Raw genomic sequence first — 19,119 nt, forward strand, 5'->3', positions numbered from 1 at the left:
GACCGTTAGATGTTGTTTTGCCCATGTCGCGTCCATCTCGTCCACCTTCCCGCCGCCCTGGCGCGAAACCCTCTCCTTCAGCCCCGCGCCGTGTCGCCAAGGCACCACCGGCCGAGCCGAAGCTGATCCTGTTTAACAAACCTTTCGATGTGCTGACGCAATTCAGCGACGGCGAAGGGCGCGCGACCCTCAAGGATTACATTGATGTACCGGGAATCTATCCGGCCGGACGGCTGGACCGCGACAGCGAAGGCTTGTTGCTGCTGACCAACGACGGCCAGCTTCAGGCGCGGATCGCCGACCCGAAACACAAGCTGGCCAAGACCTATTGGGTACAGGTCGAGGGCGAGCCGAGCGCCGAGCAGTTGCAGCGCTTGCGTGACGGCGTCGAATTGAATGATGGCATGACCTTGCCCGCCGAGGCGCGGCAACTGGACGAGCCCGAGCTGTGGCCGCGCAATCCGCCGGTGCGTTTTCGTAAAAGCGTGCCGACCAGCTGGCTGGAGTTGGTGATTCGCGAAGGGCGCAACCGACAGGTGCGGCGCATGACCGCTGCGGTCGGGTTGCCGACCTTGCGTCTGGTGCGGGTCAGGATCGGCGACTGGACGATCGAGGGGCTCGATCAGGGCCAGTGGAAGGAAGTGCCGGCGCGCTTATAACGTGCCGGATTCGATCAGGCCGATCACCACGCTCTTGATCACGAACGCCGCCACGCCCAGGCCCAGCACGAAGAACAAAATGAACGAGCCGAAGCGCCCGGCCTTGGACTTCTTCGCCAGATCCCAGACGATGAAACCCATGAAAATGATCAGGATGCTGACCAGTCCGGTCATCATCCATTCTTCGAATACGGCAGGATCCATCGAACATCTCCAGCGCGGGCGTGGCTAAAAGGGCGCGGGGAGTATACGCCTCAGCGAGTACGCACTGTATTGACCTGCGTCGGTGTGTCGCAGTCATTCGTCGCCCGGTCTGACAACCGACCTGCTCTTGTAGGAGCTGCCGAAGGCTGCGATCTTTTGATTTTGCTGCTAAGAAAAGATCAAAGGATCGCAGCCTCGTTTCACTCGACAGCTCCTACAGGCGCCTACAGAAGTGCTACTCAGCTACGCAGATGAGTCAAAGGCAGTTCGGTGCTGTTCAAAACCTGATTCAACACAAAACTCGAGCGCACGCTGGTCACGCCTTCAATCCGCGTCAGATGCCCCAGCAACAGTTTCTGGTAGTGATCCATGTCCGGCACCACGACCTTGAGTTGATAGTCGGCATCCATCCCGGTCACCAGGCTGCATTCGAGCACTTGGGGCAGGGTGCGGATGGCCGCTTCGAAATTCTCGAAACGCTCCGGCGTGTGACGGTCCATGCCGATCAGCACGTAAGCGGTCAGGCTCAGGCCGAGCATCTTGCGGTCGAGCAGGGCTACCTGGCGGGAAATGTAGCCGTCGTCTTCCAGTTGCTTGACCCGCCGCGAACACGGCGAAGGCGACAGGCCGATGCGCTCGGCCAGCTCCTGGTTGGAGATGCGTGCGTCGCGCTGCAATTCCGCCAGAATACTCAGGTCGTAACGGTCGAGCTTGCTCATCAAACGGTCCTTTGTCGTAACTATTGCGGAGGATTATGTATCCGGGGTTAAAAATTGCGCAAGTGATGTTTAATTCAGCAATCTTCGCAATCCTCTGCCGGCGCTCCCGGCCTATTCTTATCACCAGAATCACTGCTCGGACAAACAGTCCAGTGCGGCTCGCCGAATCAGGCCCGCCGCGGTCGCCACCCCCACCGGGGATGTGCCGGCCCCCGAGCTACACACTGTCCAGAAGACGGCGTGAGGTGAGCCGACGCCACAAGTGTCGAGCCAGGACGAAGTTCTCTAAGGGGAGGCCGACGGGTCTCCCCTTTTTCTTGCGTGGAATTTGCTGCCGTGAATTAAAGAGCAGGCCTCAATAAATAAGTTGCGTGACTGATAACCTGTCGCAGAACCGGCCACTGCTTTCCCAGTCTTATGTACAGGCCCTTACCCGCAATGAGGAACAGCATGAAATCGCGCATCTGGCGTTTGGCCGGTGTTGGTTTGTTGTGTGTCAGTGTCTCTGCGCAAACGATGGCTGATGAGCAGCAAAATCGTGGCCATGATGGCGGGCAACACGGCCAGGGTGGGCATCAGGGCGATAACCAGGGCCATGGTGGCGGCAACCAGCCACATCCGCAAAACGGCCAGCAGCAGAATCAGCCCCGTGCGCAGAACAACGACAATCGCCAGTACGAGCACAGCGGCCAGGATCAACGTCAGGACAATGACCAGAGGCAGAGCCGCCCAGCACCGGACTACAACAGCCGGGTGCGCTCGCCGCCGCCTCCGCCGCAGATGCCGGCCACTGACATGCCGATCCAGCCACGCCCCGACACCGTGGGCCAGACCCGGGAGCCGCCGCACGGTTACGACCAGAATCAACCGCGTCGCAACGATTACAACAAGCACTGGAATGGCTACATAGGCGCGCCGTCCAATGACACGCATTGGGAGGGGCGTCCGAGTGGGCGCGGCAACGGCTGGGGGCCTGGTCCCAAGTATCGTCCCGGCCAGGTGATCGACCGTTTCCCCGAGCGCGACTACCGCGTGCCTTACCGTGGCATGGATTATTACTATTCCGGTGGCTACTGGTATCGCCCGCTGGGCCCGCGTTACGTGGTGGTGGAGCCACCGCGGGGGATTCGTGTCAGGTACCTGCCTGATTACGCCGAGCAGGTGTGGATCGGTGGGGCGCTGCTGTTCCTGGCGGCAGGTTCCTACTACGCCTATCAGCAAAGCACTCAGGATTACGTCGTGGTCGAACCGCCGGTTGGCCAATCGCAACCTCCAGCCGGCAACAGTGGTTATGACGTGGAGGCCTATCCAGCCAACGGTCAGTCGCCGGAACAGGTCAGTCGGGATGGTTACGAGTGTTATCAATACGCGGTGCAGCAGAGTGGATTCGATCCACGAACCGCCACCTACCAGCCAGACCCGTCGGTGGTGCAAGCCTACCGACAGGCCCAGGGTGACTGCCTGAGCAGTCGCGGTTATCAGGTGACTTACTGATCCCGGGCGGCTTTTACCACTTCCTGCGGGTCGGCGTGCACCAGCACTTCGGCCCGCGGGTAGGCGGTGTGAATCGCCGCGGCAGCCTGATCGCTGATGCCGTGGGCCACTGACAGCGTCAGTTCCCCCGGCAGCTCCAGATGCAACTGCACGAACCACTGGTTGCCGGAGATCCGTGTGCGCAGGTCATGGGCCCCCAACACGCCGGGCACGCTGCACGCCAGTTCCAGCATGTGCTGGCTGACCTCCGGCGGCAGTTCTTCATCCATCAACACCGCAAAGCTTTCCCGGGCGATCTGCACTGCGCTCCAGAGAATGTAGGCAGCGATGCCCAGACCGAACCAGGGGTCGACCTGGTGCAGTCCAAACCCGGCGAACACCAGTGCGATCAGAATGCTGCCGTTGAGCAACAGGTCCGAACGGTAGTGCAGCGAGTCGGCCCGCACGGCGTTGGAGCCCGTGGCCTTGATCACCCGATGTTGCAGCGACAGCAAGGCCAAGGTCAGGACGAGGGAGAAGACAATCACGCCGATACTGATCCACGGCGCGCCGACCGGTTCGGGATGTTTGAGTCGATCATAGGCCTGCAACGCGATCAGTACCGCACTGCCGCCAATGAACAGCGCCTGGGCCATGCCCGCCAATGACTCGGCCTTGCCGTGTCCGTAGCGATGATCATTGTCGGCGGGGCGCAGGGCGTAATGCACCGCCAGCAGGTTGAGCAATGACGTGACACCGTCGAGTGTCGAGTCGGTGAGCCCGGCGAGCATGCTCACTGAGCCGCTCAGCCACCAGGCGATGGCTTTGGCGACGATCAGGATGCACGCCACCGCCACCGAGGCACGGGTCGCCAGCCGCAGCAGGCGGGCGTGTTCGGAGCTGGAGGTCATAGGGGCCATCGTTCCTTGAAGAGTCCTTTCGTGCGTAGGGATTACGCGGCGGGTTGCAGGCCGAACATCGCCAGTTGTTGAGAGCTGCCTTTACTCTGGATCAGGCGTGGATCGTCCAGCGGGAAGCTGCGGCCCAGTTCGCTTTCCAGAATAGTCTGCAACTTGCGGTTATCGACCTTGCCGTCGGGACCGATAGCGTCCTTGAGTTTTTGCGGGTCGACCTGGGCGGTCTTGCCTGGCTCGAAGTAAATCGCGCCGGTGGCGAAGTCCACGGCAAACGCAATCAGGCCGGGGATGATGTAGAACAACAGGCCCACGGCGTCGAGCGCGGCGATGGCCGGGTCGATCTTGCCTTCGATCTGGCCACGTCGATCCGGGTAGAAGATCGACCCGCAGGCGGTCACTTGAGTCAGCAAGGTTGCGACCAGAACACCGCCAATCAGGCGAAAGGGAGCACGCATATGAAATCTCCTGAGTAGAACGCCAAGAACGTTACTGGTTAGAGCCCAGACTACGCCAAACAGTTCGCCGTTATACTCGCCGCTCTGTTTTGGAGCCAGCATGATTTCTTTGCCGATCGATGAAGTTTTACCCGCCCTGCGTGAAGCCCTCGCTACACGCCACGAAGCCGTGCTCGAAGCGCCGCCCGGCGCCGGTAAAACCACCCGCGTGCCTTTGGCCTTGCTCAACGAGTCGTGGCTGGCCGGTCAGACCATCCTGATGCTCGAACCCCGCCGGTTGGCCGCGCGCGCAGCGGCTGAACGGCTGGCCAGTGAGCTGGGGGAGAAGGTCGGCGAAACCGTGGGTTATCGCATTCGGCTCGACAGCAAGGTCGGCCCCAACACCCGTATCGAAGTGGTCACCGAAGGCATCCTCACCCGGCGTTTGCAGGATGACCCGGCGCTCGAAGGCGTGGGTCTGCTGATCTTCGATGAATTTCACGAACGCAGTCTCGACGCTGATCTGGCGCTGGCCCTGAGCCTCAATGGCCGCGAACTGTTCCGTGACGATCAGCCGCTGAAAATCCTCTTGATGTCTGCCACGCTCGAAGGCGAACGCTTGGCCGGGTTGCTCGACGACGCGCCGATCCTGCGCAGCGAAGGGCGCATGTACCCGGTGGCGATGCGCTGGGGGCGGCCGTTCCAGGCCGGTGAATTCATCGAGCCGCGTCTGGTGCAGACCATCCTCGAAGCCTTGGACGACGAGACCGGCAGTGTGCTGGTATTCCTGCCGGGGCAAGCAGAAATCCGCCGCGTGCATCAGCAACTGGCCGATGCCTTGGGCGAAAACACTCAGGTCCTACTGTGCCCGTTGCACGGTGAACTGGACCTCGCGGCGCAACGGGCAGCCATCGATCCGGCACCGGCGGGCAAGCGCAAAGTGGTGCTGGCCACCAACATCGCCGAGACCAGTTTGACCATCAATGGCGTGAGGGTCGTGATCGATGCCGGGCTGGCGCGGGTGCCGCGTTTCGACCCCGGCAGCGGCATGACCCGTCTCGATACCCAGCGCATTTCCAAGGCCAGCGCCACCCAGCGCGCTGGCCGGGCCGGGCGACTGGAACAGGGCGTGTGTTATCGCTTGTGGTCCCAGGACCAGCACGAGCAACTGGCGGCCTATGGCAGTGCGGAAATACTCTCGGCGGACCTCGCCGGGCTGGCCTTGCAGCTTGGTCGTTGGGGCGTGACGCCCGGGCAACTGGTGTGGCTCGACGTGCCGCCGGCCGCCGCTTATGCACAGGCTCAGGATTTGCTCGAACGCCTGGGGGCGCTGGAAGGGGAAGCGCTGACCCGCCATGGTCAGGCCATGGCCGAACTGCCGGCGCATCCGCGCATCGCGCATTTACTGTTGCGTGGCCAGGCGCTGGGGCTGGCGGACATGGCCTGCGACGTCGCGGCACTGCTCGGCGAGCGCGATATCTTGCGCGGTGCCGGGGCGGACTTGCACAGCCGACTGGCGCTGCTGTCCGGCGAAGAGCGTGCTGCACGCGGCGCGCAGGGCGGGGTGCAGCGCGCACGGCAACTGGCGCGGCAATATCGTGGTTACCTGCGTGGCAAAGCCTCGGAGCCGGTCAGCGATCCCGACCATCCACGCTGGCTCGGCGCCTTGCTGGCGCTGGCCTATCCCGACCGGGTCGCACAACAACGGCGCGCCGGTGGCGCGGAATACCGTTTGGCCAACGGACGTGCGGCACTGTTCGCCGAAGCCGACAGCCTGATGAAGCAAGCGTGGCTGGTGATCGCCGATCTGGGCAGTCGCCAGGGCCAGCGTGAGGAGCGGATTTACCTGGCGACGGACTTCGATCCGGCGCTCTTCGATTCAGTGCTGGCCGAGCAGGTGCGCTGCGTCGATCAACTGGATTGGGATGAGCGCGAGGGCGTGCTGCGGGCCGAGCGTCAGCGCAAGGTTGGCGAACTGATCCTCAGCCGCGAGCCACTGACCGGCCTCGACGAAACCGCCCGTAGCCAGGCGCTGGTGAACCTGGTGCGGCGCAAAGGCCTGGAGCTGTTGCCGTGGACCCCGGAACTGCGTCAGTGGCAGGCGCGGGTCGCCTTGTTGCGGCAACTGGACCTCGCCGCCAAGGGCGAGAGCGAGTGGCCGGATGTCAGCGACGCGGCATTGCTCAAGAATCTGGAACACTGGCTGATGCCGTATCTGGGCAAGGTTTCTCGGCTCAGTCACTTCGCCAACCTGGACTTGTCGAGCATCGTCCACAACCTGCTGCCGTGGCCGCTGCCGCAACGGCTGGACGAGCTGGCACCGCATCATTTGAGCGTGCCTTCGGGGTCGTCGATTCGTCTGGACTACAGCGAACAGCCGCCGATTCTGGCGGTGCGATTGCAGGAGTTATTCGGTCTGGCCGAAACCCCGCGCATCGCCGGCGGCCGGCAGGTGGTCAAGCTGCACCTGTTGTCCCCGGCAAGGCGACCGGTGCAGGTGACTCAGGACCTGGCCAACTTCTGGCGCAGCACCTATGCCGAGGTGAAGAAGGATTTGAAGGGGCGGTACCCGAAGCTATCACGCAACGTTCCCCAAGTAGCCTAATCGCGCAACGATCAAGCATTGACATTTTTATTGAAAATCAATCACTTAACGTTCATCATTGACGCTTCTGCTTGGGTGGGGTGTCTTGGTGGCTGCTTTCGAAAATCTGGCTCATGTAGGCCGGTTGGTTGTAATACCGCAAGTTCGTGAAGCTTTTGCGGATCTTCATTTCGGTCAAGAGCCAACTGGTTCATTACCTGTCACAATTAATGGCGTCGATAGTTCAGTTCATGGCTACCAAGTAAGCGAGTTGCTGGGTGACGCAATATCTCGAAGTATTTTCAATCTACCGTTTTTGTTTCATCGCAATGGTGAGCCTTGGATTGAAGCTAACTCATACATACTTAATCTTGTCAGAGACAAGCACTCGAAAAGTCGCCCAACAGATGAGGCAAGACGTAAAGCAAGTCGACTGCTTGATTATTTGATTTTTTGCGAAAGCAACAATATTAATTGGCTTGATTTTTCGGGAAAGCGGATAACTCAAAGACCAACCTATCGGTATCACCGTCACCTGATAGACATGCCGGAGCGCGGTGCGCAGGTTGCTAACCAGTATACAGGAGTTGTGTATGGCTTTTACAAGTTTGTATCGAACAACTGGCATGAAATTGATATTACACGTGTTGATACCGTGCGTGAGATCAATTTTTATGTAGAAAATGCATACGGAATCTCTAGAGAAATCACCGTAGAAAAACGAAGCCAGACCCAAAGCTATAATAGAACAAAAAATGTGCCGATGGGGTTTGTAGACGATGAAGGTGAATGTTTAAGACCTTTAGCAAACGTGCAACTTGCAGAGCTCATAAATATTATCGAGTTGGATAGCTGGAGCGCTCAAGAACGCCTCATCATACTGTCCGCTGTGATGACGGGAGCCAGAAAACAAACCGTTTTAACTCTCCGCGTTAAACATGTTGAGGCTTTGGAGAAAAGCAAGCTTCAGTCCGATGGGTCTTATCTTCTAAAAGCTGGGCCTGGAACAGGAATTGATACAAAAAATAGTAAACCTCAGACTTTACACGTGCCAAAGCAGCTGGCCGAGGACTTGATAACATACGTCAGAAGTCCCTATGCCAAAAGGAGGCGCCAGAAGTTTCAAGCTGCCTATGCGTTGAAACACCCGGAGCTTGTACCAATTGCCGAGGATGAGATGTACGTATTTATTTCGGAGCAGAACAATTGCTATTACATGGCATCTACCGACCCTCGCTACCCTTTTGCCAAATCTAGGCCGCTTGGTGCGGTGACAGACACTCTAAAAAAGAAAATCATGCGTAGTGCTTCCTCAGAATTTCCAAAGGATTTCACGTATCACTGGCTGAGAGCTACATTCGCATATCAGTTGTACCAGCGTTTAACGCCAAGGCTTAAAGATGGAACCTTGCAACCTGGTGATGAAATTTCGATTATACAATCGCGCTTGCACCATGAGCGGCGAGAGACAACGGAAAACTACTTGAAGCTCTTCACTATGATTCCTGAAAAAATTCTCGCTCAAGAAGATTACGAGGATGTCTTGTTCAAACTTTCTACCTATAGTGATCTGATTTTGGTAGACAATAATGGCAAATAACCTAATAGCTAGAGAACTCCAGGTTATTGATTTATCGTACATGGGTAACCAGGCAGACATCCTGCACCCAGAACTCCTAGCACTCAAGCTTTCTCATCGGGTTAGTCCGTTCGATGTAAGTGTCTGCGCGTACACTGTTCGAAGGCGAGTGCGAGTTGGTAAGCACCATGGTGGATATACGGTTGACCCGAAATCGCTTGTCCCAAGCAGAAAAAACCTCATAGTCGCTCTGCTAGATGGCTATTATATTAGGGGGCTAACGTCCAAGAGCATCGAAACCGATTTTAAGTACGTTGATTACGGCATCCTCTGGTGCGACGCGAACGGGCATAGTGATGTATTTTGTAACCCTGAAGCAGCCAGAGTCACATATTTAGACTACACAAACTTTCTGTTTCAAGAGATTCTTAAACCGGATGGTATAGCTCCCTTAACCGGTCAGCAACGACAGCAAGCTCTAAAGCGGACACTACAGCTCCAGTTTCCTAACGATTACGGATATATCGTGGCGGGAGTTTCGCACATAAAAGTTAGAAAAGAAGGTTTAGAGCCTCCAGAGGATGATGATGTAAAAAAGTATATCGATATCGTTTTGAACATTGCGCTGACTTTTTCTAGGTTCTTAGTGAGCGTAACTCCATTCCCAATGCGATTTGAAACCAAGGAATATCATACTCATTTTTTTCCTGGCACTGGAAGGTATATTACGCCCTATTCAGAAAGTGAGTATGGCTATTCCGCGTATAATTATCGCGACGGTCGGCTCTTAACACTTGAAGAACTGCGACAGGCCAAACCAAAAACTCGGTTGGCAGATCACCGCGAAACTCTTGACCGTGCCCAAAAACTCATCGACAGCTGCAATGCTGACTCCCATCATCTGTTCAGAATGCGTCTTGCCGCTCTTGCTATGCGAGCATTTACTTGCCTGATAAACCTTGTTGTAGGTGCGAACTCGGGGGAGGTAATAAATTTTCTTTACGATGATGCGGTTGGGCTTGTTAAATCACCGTTAAAAAAAGAGCTGGCCGCCACAAAGTTAAGGGCAAAAGGATTGACGGTCACGTATTCGATTGGACGCGGCCCGGGGATGCAACTCCTGCGTGAATACTTAAAATTTCGAGACTGGATCCTTGACGGCTACGAATGCGAGTACCTATTTTTCAATGTGCTGGATAGATCGGGGCGTTCTTCGACCGAGTTCGAAATCCTAGAAGGTAATTTCTCGACGAAGTTTTATAATCAACTCCAAGGTGTTTTCGTTCCTGAGGATTCAAAGAATATTCCTCCGCAGCTTGTGAGGAAATTCAAAAGCCTCACGCTACACCATCTCAAACACTCGCCGCTGTTGGTGAGTGCGGTAATGAATCACAGTGAGCGTACAAATGCTCAGTCATATTCCGGTACAACCGTAACCAATCAGAAAGCAGAATTCGGAAATTACTGGGCAGCAGTGAAAAAAGCTGCCGAAAGAGTCAAAAACTCAGACCGGAAAGGGGTAACTTCAATCGCGGTTGGTCACTGTGACGAGATGAACAACCCAAGCAAAGACATCCCCGTTGTAGCGATTGAGCCTGATTGCAAAACCCAGTACGGATGCTTGTTCTGTATTCACTATGTTGTTCACTCTGATGAGTCTGACATCCACAAGCTGATGAGTTTCCAATATGTGATCGACGCAATCAGGGAGAATGCGCCGAATTTTGAGTATTCGGAAGAAACGTTTAAGGACGTGGCGATTCGCATAGACGCTATTCTCGATGCAATTTCTGAGAGGTCGGATGCGTCAGCTGATTTGGTCAACTCAATGAAGAAAAGAGTTTTTGATTTGGGAAGACTTACTCCGTTCTGGGAGAGACGCCTCCAGCGTTATGAGAAAATGGGGATTTATATTTAATGGCCGAGTTCTTTGAAAACCTAGACAAGGGTATTCTAAATTTTGAAGCTACATCGCTCATTCCAGTCGATCCTACATGGCGACCAGCGGATGATTTTGTTATTTGTCGGGATTCGAACGGAAAGACCACAGCTGCGTATGGGGGGGCTAGATGGGATCTGAATCCTATTCGTTTGAGAGCAAACACAGTTGCATTGATTAGTTTTAATACAATTTTTAAAAAAACAGCAGCTGATCAAAAACCTCTTATTCAAGAGGTGAGATATCTCTTGTTTTGTTTGCTGTTCTACGTCGACAGCGGCCAGCTCGGCAGAATTAGTGCGAGTATGGTTTATCAGTATTTCATGACTTTGCGTACTGCTGCTCGCTTTTGCTACAATATGAAAGACAATCCGCTAATAGGCGTTATCAGTCTGCAGGAGTTGTTCACTAATCCGGCGTATCTGAACGCCTACAGGCATTGGATGGATAAGGCCGAGATAGGCGGGACTCGACGAAAATTGACTGGCTCCCTGATTTCCCACATGGTCGCCATTGGTGAGGAGCGGCTAGGATACAAACTTCACGGTGTTTTCGATCTCGATTTTGGTGGGGATGAAGAAGCTCAGCAACACCCTGTAATTCCTACTCGGATTTATCTTGATGTCATCAACTCTTTGGGCGACTGGATGGATGTACTTTATATCCACAAGAATCCTCTTGAGCGTTTCTTGAAATGCTTTGAGCATGAAGGCTATGGATACACCGTTAACCATCAGAAAGTAGTTAATAAACATGTATCGGTGTTTCAGCCAGAGTTTGATCAGGCAATAAAGAAGCATAAACTGAAGAAGGTTTTTACTGGTGACTTATCCTGCGAGGGCCGGGGCGTCCTCTCATCAGCTATCTTAAAGATTCAATGGATTTTAAAAACAGTCATACACGTTTACACGGGTATGCGTGATCAAGAAGTGATGCGATTACCTTATAAGTGTCTCGCACAGGAGGAGGTCGTTGCCGCTACTGAAGATGACGAAGGCTCCATTCGTGATAAACCTATGATTGTTAACGTGATTTCTAGCACAACAAAATTCACGGGATACCGCAAGTCCGCGGCCTGGTTGGCGACAGATGAGGTCGTCCGGGCTGTGGAAATCGCCCGCGCCATTTGTCGCGCAATCTCCCATCTGTTCGGGGTAAATCACGAGGATATGCCGCTATTCCTCAATCCTGCGATTATCAATAGGGCTGATACGAAGATCGGTGTTCCGATTTGGAACGATGTATCCAAACCTCAGTGTTTGCTGACCAGTTACATCATTCAGGCAAATGACCTGGAAGAGTTGCAGGCCAGCGATCCCACTCGTGACTTTGCAAGCGATGATCGTTTCAAAGTTGGAATGCCTTGGCGGCTTACCAGCCACCAGTTTCGCCGTTCACTGGCTTTTTACGGAAGCAGCAGCGGCTTCATTTCCCTTCCGAGCCTTCGCAAACAGTTTAAACATTTGACCACTCAGATGACCCGATACTATGCGAATAATTTTGAAAGGCTAAAAACTATTTTTGGCTATTACGATGAAAAATTGGGCGATTTTGTTTTGCCAAAGAACCATGTCCTGTTTGAATATCAGACAGGTGTGCCCATGAATATTGCCTATGACCTGCTATCTCACGCATTCGGTGATGAGACTCCGCTATTTGGAGGCGTTGGTAGCTACATCTCGAACCAGCGTGGAAAAATGGCTAAGGGTGACATTCATCTCGTGGATCTGAGAGAAGAAACTGAGAAGCAAGCTGAAGATGGAAAGATCTCCTATCGGCCAACCTTTTTGGGTGCGTGTACCAAAACCGGTAAGTGCGAGACTTATCTTCTAGGCGAAATCACCCCCTGCTTGAGTTGCAAGGACGGGATCCTTGAGAAGGACAAACTGGAGAGTGCGATTGCCGATGATGAAGCAGATCTGGCTCTGTACGAGCCTGGTTCTGGCGAATATCAAGTGATTGAGACGGAGTTGCTCAGCTTGAAGAAGTTCCACCAGCAATTCATTCCCGTACATGAGGTCTATTGAAATGGCAGGTAGTGGAATTAAAGCTTGTGAGGACGCTTTCGAGCGTCTGAAAGTGGGCAAACCAAACCTCGCGGTTCATGTGGGGCTAGATCCCTCCAAGATCACTGCAGGAATCGTCAGCTTTGAAGCGGGTTTTGATCGAGGCTATTTGAAGAAAAAGCGCCCCAGTCATCAGCCGCTGATTGCGCAAATAGAAGCTTACCGCATCAGTTTTGGAACTGTGAGTGCCTCTAAGTCGCAGCAGATTAAGCGTGCAAATGAAAAGGTGGACAAGGCTCGTAGCGAGCTTGAAATTGTCCAAGAGCAGCTTTATCAGGTCATGACACAGAACGTCCAACTCGTCGAAAGGGTTCGATTCTTGGAAGTCCAAGTGAAGCAATTTAACAACGTTACCGAGATCAAGTCTGGCTCTAAACATCGGGAAACTCGGGAAACCACTTAAGGGCCAGTCTTGGGCGCTGCATTTGCGCGAGATCAGATAGCTGTTCAGACATGCAGCGTATTCACTGACCACCTTATACTCGCGTTCTATTATTCGGAGTCAGCATGAGTACGTTGCCAATCGAGGCCGCCCTGCCGGCCCTTCTAGACGCGTTGAGTAATCGTCATGAGGTCGTCTTACAGGCGCCTCCCGGAGCCGGTAAAACCACGCGAGTGCCGCTTGCCCTTCTTGGCGAGGAGTGGCTGAAAGGGCAGACAATCGTGATGCTAGAACCACGACGTCTCGCTGCCCGTGCTGCAGCGGAACGTATGGCGAGTGAGCTTGGCGAAAAAGTCGGTGAGACCGTAGGCTACCGCATCCGCCTAGATAGCAAAGTTGGGCCGAAAACGCGTATCGAGGTCGTGACCGAAGGAATACTTGCTCGCAGACTGCAAGAGGATCCGTCACTTGAAGGTGTGGGTCTGGTCATCTTTGATGAATTCCATCTTCGCAATCTTGATGCGGATTTGGCCTTGGCACTCACGCTCAATGGCCGCGAGATGCTGCGAGACGATGTCCCCCTTAAGGTGTTGCTAATGTCCGCAACGCTTGACGGAGAGCGACTCTCTCGATTGCTCGACGATGCCCCTATCGTCACCAGTGAAGGTCGTATGTACCCGGTTACGACGATCTGGGGAGCTCCGTATCAATCAGGCGATTATCTTGATCAGCGTGTAGTCTCGACATGCTTGGATGCTTTGGAGGAACAAGGTGGAAGTCTCTTGGTGTTTCTACCTGGGCAGGCCGAAATACGACGAGTACACCTGTCTCTGAAAGATCGCCTAGGGGATCTAGTAGAAGTTTTGCTGTGTCCTTTGCATGGAGAGCTCGAGCTAGCTGCACAACGAGCTGCGATTGATCCACCTCCTGCAGGGAAGCGAAAGGTTGTGCTGGCTACCAACATCGCTGAGACCAGCGTGACTATCGAGGGTGTTCGAGTAGTTATCGACTCGGGACTTGAACGCGTGCCTCGATTCGACCCGCGCAGCGGAATGACCAGATTGGACACGCAGCGGATATCGAAGGCGAGCGCGACTCAACGAGCGGGACGTGCGGGTCGTCTCGAGCCAGGTGTTTGTTACCGGCTTTGGTCAGAGGCTCAGCACGATCAACTGCCAGCCTACGGTAATCCTGAATTACAGCAGGCTGACCTTGCTGGGCTAGCTCTGCAACTGTCCAGATGGGGTGTCCTTCCTACTGATCTGAAATGGTTGGATGTCCCGCCTGCAGCTGCCTATTCCCAGGCCTCTGACCTTCTCGTTCGCTTGGGGGCTCTGGGTGAGGATCGGAAGCTCACAAAGCATGGCCAAGACATGGCGGAGTTGCCGGCGCATCCGCGCATAGCCCATCTGCTACTGCGAGGTCATGCGTTTGGCCTTGGGCATCTTGCATGTGATATTGCCGCTCTACTGGGGGAACGTGATATTCAGCGTGGCGCCGGTGCAGATATCCACAATCGCCTCGCAATCGTCTCTGGAGAACAGCGTGCCGAGCGTTCCGAGCAAAGCGGTGCGCAACGTGCTAGGCAGCTTGCCAAGCAATACCGTTCTTATCTGCGCGGCCCCATTGCCAACCCGGTGACAGATCCTGAGCATCCACGGTGGGTGGGAGCTCTATTAGCCCTCGCATACCCCGACCGTGTCGCTCAACAACGTCGCGCTGGTGGTGCTGAGTACCGTCTCGCCAATGGCCGCGCAGCCATGTTTACCGAAAGCGATGTGTTGATGAAGCATTCATGGTTGGTGATCGCTGATCTGGGTAGTCGCCAAGGCCAGCGTGAAGAGCGCATTTATTTGGCGGCGGACTTCGATGAGGAGCTGTTCAACTCAGTTCTAAGGGAGCAAGTCCGTCAGGTGGATGAGCTGGAGTGGGATGAGCGAGAAGGCGTGCTTAGAGCAGAGCGGCAGTTGAAGGTGGGGGAGTTGGTGCTTTCCTCCGCACCTCTGGCAAATCTTGATGACGGAGCTCGCGTCCAGGCGCTGATCAATTACATCCGGCGCAAGGGAATTGAACTCTTACCTTGGACTCCAGAATTGCGCCAGTGGCAAGCGCGTGTAGCACTTCTGCGTGATCTGGATTTGGAGAAGGGGAGCACAAGTGATTGGCCAGATCTTCGTGACCAGGTGCTTCTGGAATCTCTAGGGGAGTGGCTTGCCCCATACATCGCAAAAGTAACCAGGCTCAGCCACTTTGGTCAGCTCGATCTGTCATCAATTTTGCGCAACCTGCTTTCCTGGCCACTGCCGCAGCAACTCGATGCGCAGGCCCCCCAAACAATCTCGGTGCCCTCAGGATCGAATATTCGAATCGACTACAGCGAACGGCCTCCCGTACTGGCAGTGAAGCTCCAGGAGTTGTTTGGCCTTGCGGACACACCGCGCATCGCCAACGGACGTCAGGTGCTCAAGCTTCACTTGTTATCGCCAGCGAGGCGTCCTGTGCAAGTCACCCAGGACTTAGCTAACTTCTGGCAGTCGACGTATGCCGAGGTTAAGAAAGACCTCAAGGGCAGATATCCTAAGCATTTTTGGCCAGACGATCCCTTGATCGCAGAAGCCACCGCTAGGGCTAAGCCGCGAGGTACATAGACTCAATGACTAACGGCGGACTCAGCGTCTGAATGCCAGATTTTATGGACGGTTGAAGCAGCCATCCCGAGTTTCAAAGATGTCTGCTTTTGCGTCATGCCTTCGGCTTTGCAGGCAAGCACAGCTTGAATTCTCTCGGTAGGTATCGGTCGCTTGCCGGATCTACCAGTTATTAGATTATCGCCTTCAAAATGGCTCGGTAAGCTGGAGAGCACCCCCAAGGCTTCAAGCTTTTTCATCTCTGTCTGCAGATGGGTAATGAACGCAGCGAGAGATTCTCGACGCTCGTAACTGGATGCCATCGCCAACAAAGCAATGGGATCGACATCCAGTCGTGCGCTGATGCGCTCGAGCATATCCAGTGTGATGTTGGATTTCGCGTGCTCAACATTGTGCAAGTGCCGGGCTTCCACTGCGCCGCCTAGTTGCTCTTGAGACAGACCGCGAGCTGTCCTAGTCGAGCGTAGGATTGCTGCCAGCGTTGATCGCGAAGGCATGAGTGCTTCCCGCAAAGGGAAGGATAAGGCCACATTGATCAATTCCTATCCATGCAATATAGTGCGCGATTGAGGATTTCCGGTATGATGACTACGACCGCACCATACATGAGCTGAGGGGCAGATTACGGCTCCCTTTGATATCAGCGGTGTAGCGCCGGTTTGTCAATTTATAGGCTAAATCGCTGAAGTACGTTGCTTCCGAACCTGCGCAGGTCGGGCTGACAACGGTCTTGTGTCTTGCTCGTGCGCCAACACCTTGCCACTAGGAGTCAGCGTGAGACCTCCTATCTTCGGATGGGTTACCGGCCCGTTGTATTTCGAGCTACAGCACCGCACAACGAGGAAAAAGTCGCGAAATGTTTATTACTCATGAGTTTGATTTGGACAGCGGCCAAGGCTCTCATGGCCCTAACCGTACTGCTTGGAGAATGGTGCAGTTTGAATCTGTGGATCCTTTTTATTACGTAACCGTCCGCTTCTATGAAGGGAGCAAGCACCGCACCAAGAAGGTGATGCCAGCGAACGTGTCCATGCTGTCCGATGTGCTCGAGGCACAAGATTCAACATTCTCAGTGGAGGAGGTTCAGGTCGTGACCTCACCTCGACTGAACGGAAGCAATTCAGTACGTATGGAAAAGCTAATTAGCCTGTTCGTCGGATACGACCAAAACGGTAAGCGCGTCTTATTGCTTCACAAAGTTGCGAGCGGAGCTGTTTACAGCAGTGCTGCAGATATTCTCGACGCTCGTTCAGTCATCGACATTCGCATGATCTACGAGGATATGCAGGCTGCTCATCCAGCAGCTCAGGGATGTGCGTAGCACTGAACTACACGGTGGCTCCGATGAAGCTTCAAATCTATTCAGATCTGCACCTTGAATTTGCTCGATTCGATTCCGCCTCAAGCGATGCGGACGTAGTCATTCTCGCGGGTGACATCGATTTGAAATCACGAGGAGTGAAGTGGGCAAACGATACATTCCAGTGCCCAGTAATCTACGTGTGCGGAAATCACGAGCACTACGGTGGCCACATTGATCACACGTTGCGCAAGATGAAAGAGGCGGCGTTACCCCATGTGCATGTGCTGGAGAATGAAGCACTGATCGTAGATCAAACTCGTTTTCTAGTTACCACGGGGTGGACGGATTTCACCTCGACTGGAGATGTTGAGGCAGCAGCCCGTACAGCGCGGGAGTGGATGAGTGATTTCCGTGTGATCAGAGCTGCCGCGAGCTATCGACGTCTGCATCCGGCTGATCTGATCGCCAAATCAAAGACGGCCTACAATTGGTTGGCTCAGGAATTAGGCACGCCCTTCGACGGCAAAACCGTGGTGATCACCCATCATGCGCCAACGCCGGACAATCTTTCTGAAGACGTTGAGGGCCACTTGGCGGCGTCCTATGCGAACAACTGGTCGGATCTGTTGGGGAAGGCTGATCTGTGGGTGTATGGCCACACTCATGTGGCTGCAAGCTTCACCAAAAATGGATGCCGCGTGGTCTCAAATCCGCGCGGTTATCCAGGCCAGAACACCGGCTTCGATCCCGATTTAATTATCGAGGTTTGAATGGCGATTTCCCACCACTCAGTAAATTTGAGGAACGGAGATGGCAACGTTAGAAGAAATCTCCCGGCTTCTCTACGGAGCTGGGGATGGATTGGCCGGCTGGCAGGGCTCTCAGCAGGACTTGATTTTCTTGGCCTCAAAGGTGTTCCCAGGTAAAGCGTTCTGCGTCGTGCGGCAATGGATTTTGATTGACCTCACCGTGAAGCCTGATGAAAAGGACAAACTGACGAGGCTTGGACTGCTACCCGCGACCTTGTTCGCTCGCGAAGTTGTCTTGGACAGCAGGGGCCGCTTTCAACCCAAGATGTGGGTGCGCAGCAATTTCGGAGTTTCTTTCATTTACGGTTGCATGTTTGAAACCAAAAATACCGTGTACCTGCTTTTAGGAGGAGGGCAAAAGAAAGAAGCAACCGTGGATGCCGCGTTTTCGATGTCCACCGGGTAACCTGTGACGTCATAACCACATATTGAATCGTTTTGGAGGCTCTGCCGGATGCCAGAAGAAATTGAAGTGGAGCTATACGGTAAGGATGTGAGTGACTTTCAGCTGAGTCGCTTGGTGCGAGCGAGCCATCGAAAATACTCCGTGCCTATCACCGCTTTCATCAGTGATGCTTTCATCGTTGAGGATACTTGCGCAGGTGTTTCTTTTGACCACGCAGAGAAACACGAGGGATATCGCAAAGCAGATGGCACCATCCTTCGCACAGGAAAAATTCACACCGTACGGAAGGAAGGGCGTTTCTGGCTGCTTGAAACGCAAGACGGCAACTACGTCATCGGCAGCTTCATGCGAGATGTTGGACGGCAGAGTTTTCTGAGGTTTCTGCGCACTGGCGAGCGCATCTGATGCGTCAATTAAAGAGCTCCGAAACCGCAATTCTGAGCTCTTAACTTGGTCGGCTCCATCCCGTGACTCTTCTCATCCGTGGGCTGTTTTCACGAGAGTGGTACCTGGCTCAGTAGCCGAACTCGTCCAGCAATCTCTGCAAAAAATCGCGCCGCCTTTGAACGATGCAGAGAATCAAATAATCCCGGTCGGTATCCCTTGTGGACAGGTGCCCGGCATCCACTAAGCCATGGACGTAGCCTTCAGCTTTGCCCCTTGCCTCGAGCAATGCCTCGATGGAGGTGCTTTTGTAGATGTCGCTAGCGATCAGTTGCCACCGCTTCTTTTGCCGGTGCCCGATAGGGTCGTCCGAAAACTTCGGTGCGCTGATCAGTGCATCGAAATCCTTAGGTGCGCTGCTGGTTCTCAAGATGGGCTCTCACGAAGTTGGCATCTGAGAGGAGGCTAACATGCGCACACAATATTGCCGGACGCTAACTGGAAGATTACTAAAGCCCCTTTCTGATTGGACTCATCCCTTCTTGAACAGCTAGCCGCTTCGCGAAGAAGCGACCTATTTCATGGCGGCGTTGGGACAAAAAAACGCTCATGG

At 54.4% G+C, this 19,119-nt stretch carries 18 protein-coding genes; 12 read left to right on the top strand and 6 right to left on the bottom strand.

Translation table 11 applies throughout. The features are described 5' to 3' along the window. Nucleotides 1-23 precede the first annotated feature (23 nt). A complete protein-coding gene (locus ACM6IT_RS22010; RefSeq protein WP_056728822.1) occupies nt 24-659 on the top strand; it encodes a pseudouridine synthase in 636 nt (211 codons plus the stop codon). Here ACM6IT_RS22010 and ACM6IT_RS22015 read toward each other — a convergent pair. Both ACM6IT_RS22015 and ACM6IT_RS22020 read right to left on the bottom strand, forming a co-directional pair. Next, nucleotides 654-863: a DUF2788 domain-containing protein gene (locus ACM6IT_RS22015; protein WP_007937369.1), complete on the bottom strand. Its 210-nt coding sequence runs from the start codon at nt 861-863 to the stop codon at nt 654-656. The genes ACM6IT_RS22010 and ACM6IT_RS22015 overlap by 6 nt on opposite strands. Nucleotides 864-1,102: 239 nt before the next feature. Beyond that, a complete protein-coding gene (locus tag ACM6IT_RS22020; protein WP_007937367.1) occupies nt 1,103-1,582 on the bottom strand; it encodes an Lrp/AsnC family transcriptional regulator in 480 nt (159 codons plus the stop codon). 450 nt (nt 1,583-2,032) lie between these two features. Between ACM6IT_RS22020 and ACM6IT_RS22025 the strand changes: the two genes are divergently transcribed. Continuing rightward, entirely contained in the window at nt 2,033-3,076 is a 1,044-nt protein-coding gene (locus ACM6IT_RS22025) for a DUF6515 family protein (RefSeq protein ID WP_414918670.1), read from the top strand. Here ACM6IT_RS22025 and ACM6IT_RS22030 read toward each other — a convergent pair. Both ACM6IT_RS22030 and ACM6IT_RS22035 read right to left on the bottom strand, forming a co-directional pair. Next, nucleotides 3,070-3,966 (bottom strand): cation diffusion facilitator family transporter, encoded by an 897-nt coding sequence (locus tag ACM6IT_RS22030; RefSeq protein ID WP_056728817.1) that lies wholly within the window; start codon nt 3,964-3,966, stop codon nt 3,070-3,072. The genes ACM6IT_RS22025 and ACM6IT_RS22030 overlap by 7 nt on opposite strands. A 41-nt stretch (nt 3,967-4,007) precedes the next feature. Then, the gene (locus ACM6IT_RS22035) at nt 4,008-4,427 is read right to left on the bottom strand and encodes a hypothetical protein (protein WP_056728815.1); all 420 of its coding nucleotides are present in this window, start codon (nt 4,425-4,427) and stop codon (nt 4,008-4,010) included. A 100-nt stretch (nt 4,428-4,527) separates the two neighbouring features. Between ACM6IT_RS22035 and hrpB (ACM6IT_RS22040) the strand changes: the two genes are divergently transcribed. The 6 genes from hrpB (ACM6IT_RS22040) (at nt 4,528) to hrpB (ACM6IT_RS22065) (ending at nt 15,604) form a co-directional block, all read left to right on the top strand. Further along, nucleotides 4,528-7,011 carry an ATP-dependent helicase HrpB gene (gene hrpB, locus ACM6IT_RS22040; protein ID WP_414918671.1) on the top strand — a complete coding sequence of 828 codons (2,484 nt, stop codon included), beginning with the start codon at nt 4,528-4,530 and terminating at the stop codon, nt 7,009-7,011. Between the two features lie 88 nt (nt 7,012-7,099). Beyond that, complete coding sequence (locus ACM6IT_RS22045; protein ID WP_414918672.1) at nt 7,100-8,590, top strand: site-specific integrase; 1,491 nt, start codon at nt 7,100-7,102, stop codon at nt 8,588-8,590. Continuing rightward, entirely contained in the window at nt 8,580-10,487 is a 1,908-nt protein-coding gene (locus tag ACM6IT_RS22050) for a hypothetical protein (RefSeq protein ID WP_414918673.1), read from the top strand. The genes ACM6IT_RS22045 and ACM6IT_RS22050 overlap by 11 nt, the downstream gene beginning before the upstream one ends. Next, nucleotides 10,487-12,535 (top strand): integrase, encoded by a 2,049-nt coding sequence (locus ACM6IT_RS22055; protein ID WP_414918674.1) that lies wholly within the window; start codon nt 10,487-10,489, stop codon nt 12,533-12,535. Before ACM6IT_RS22050 ends, ACM6IT_RS22055 begins: the two co-directional genes overlap by 1 nt. A gap of 1 nt (nt 12,536) precedes the next feature. Next, nucleotides 12,537-12,977, top strand: coding sequence for a hypothetical protein (locus tag ACM6IT_RS22060; protein ID WP_414918675.1), 441 nt, complete (start codon nt 12,537-12,539; stop codon nt 12,975-12,977). A 104-nt stretch (nt 12,978-13,081) separates the two neighbouring features. Then, nucleotides 13,082-15,604 carry an ATP-dependent helicase HrpB gene (hrpB, locus tag ACM6IT_RS22065; protein WP_414918676.1) on the top strand — a complete coding sequence of 841 codons (2,523 nt, stop codon included), beginning with the start codon at nt 13,082-13,084 and terminating at the stop codon, nt 15,602-15,604. Nucleotides 15,605-15,606: 2 nt separating this feature from the next. On the opposite strand, the gene ACM6IT_RS22070 is transcribed toward hrpB (ACM6IT_RS22065), so the two are convergent. After that, nucleotides 15,607-16,002: a sigma-70 family RNA polymerase sigma factor gene (locus tag ACM6IT_RS22070; RefSeq protein ID WP_414918677.1), complete on the bottom strand. Its 396-nt coding sequence runs from the start codon at nt 16,000-16,002 to the stop codon at nt 15,607-15,609. Nucleotides 16,003-16,460: 458 nt separating this feature from the next. Between ACM6IT_RS22070 and ACM6IT_RS22075 the strand changes: the two genes are divergently transcribed. From ACM6IT_RS22075 to ACM6IT_RS22090, 4 genes are read left to right on the top strand one after another with little or no spacing between them, the layout of a single operon-like run. Next, the gene (locus ACM6IT_RS22075; protein WP_414918678.1) at nt 16,461-16,925 is read left to right on the top strand and encodes a hypothetical protein; all 465 of its coding nucleotides are present in this window, start codon (nt 16,461-16,463) and stop codon (nt 16,923-16,925) included. A gap of 23 nt (nt 16,926-16,948) precedes the next feature. Beyond that, nucleotides 16,949-17,677: a metallophosphoesterase family protein gene (locus tag ACM6IT_RS22080; protein WP_414918679.1), complete on the top strand. Its 729-nt coding sequence runs from the start codon at nt 16,949-16,951 to the stop codon at nt 17,675-17,677. 40 nt (nt 17,678-17,717) lie between these two features. Next, entirely contained in the window at nt 17,718-18,122 is a 405-nt protein-coding gene (locus tag ACM6IT_RS22085) for a DUF6957 family protein (RefSeq protein WP_414918680.1), read from the top strand. A 48-nt stretch (nt 18,123-18,170) separates the two neighbouring features. Next, a complete protein-coding gene (locus tag ACM6IT_RS22090) occupies nt 18,171-18,527 on the top strand; it encodes a hypothetical protein (RefSeq protein ID WP_414918681.1) in 357 nt (118 codons plus the stop codon). Nucleotides 18,528-18,636: 109 nt separating this feature from the next. On the opposite strand, the gene ACM6IT_RS22095 is transcribed toward ACM6IT_RS22090, so the two are convergent. Continuing rightward, a complete protein-coding gene (locus ACM6IT_RS22095; RefSeq protein WP_414918682.1) occupies nt 18,637-18,936 on the bottom strand; it encodes a hypothetical protein in 300 nt (99 codons plus the stop codon). Between the last annotated feature and the right edge of the window lie 183 nt (nt 18,937-19,119).

Source organism: Pseudomonas sp. IT-P4 (genome assembly GCF_949767755.1).
In the GTDB taxonomy this organism is placed as follows: Bacteria; Pseudomonadota; Gammaproteobacteria; order Pseudomonadales; family Pseudomonadaceae; genus Aquipseudomonas; species Aquipseudomonas monachiensis.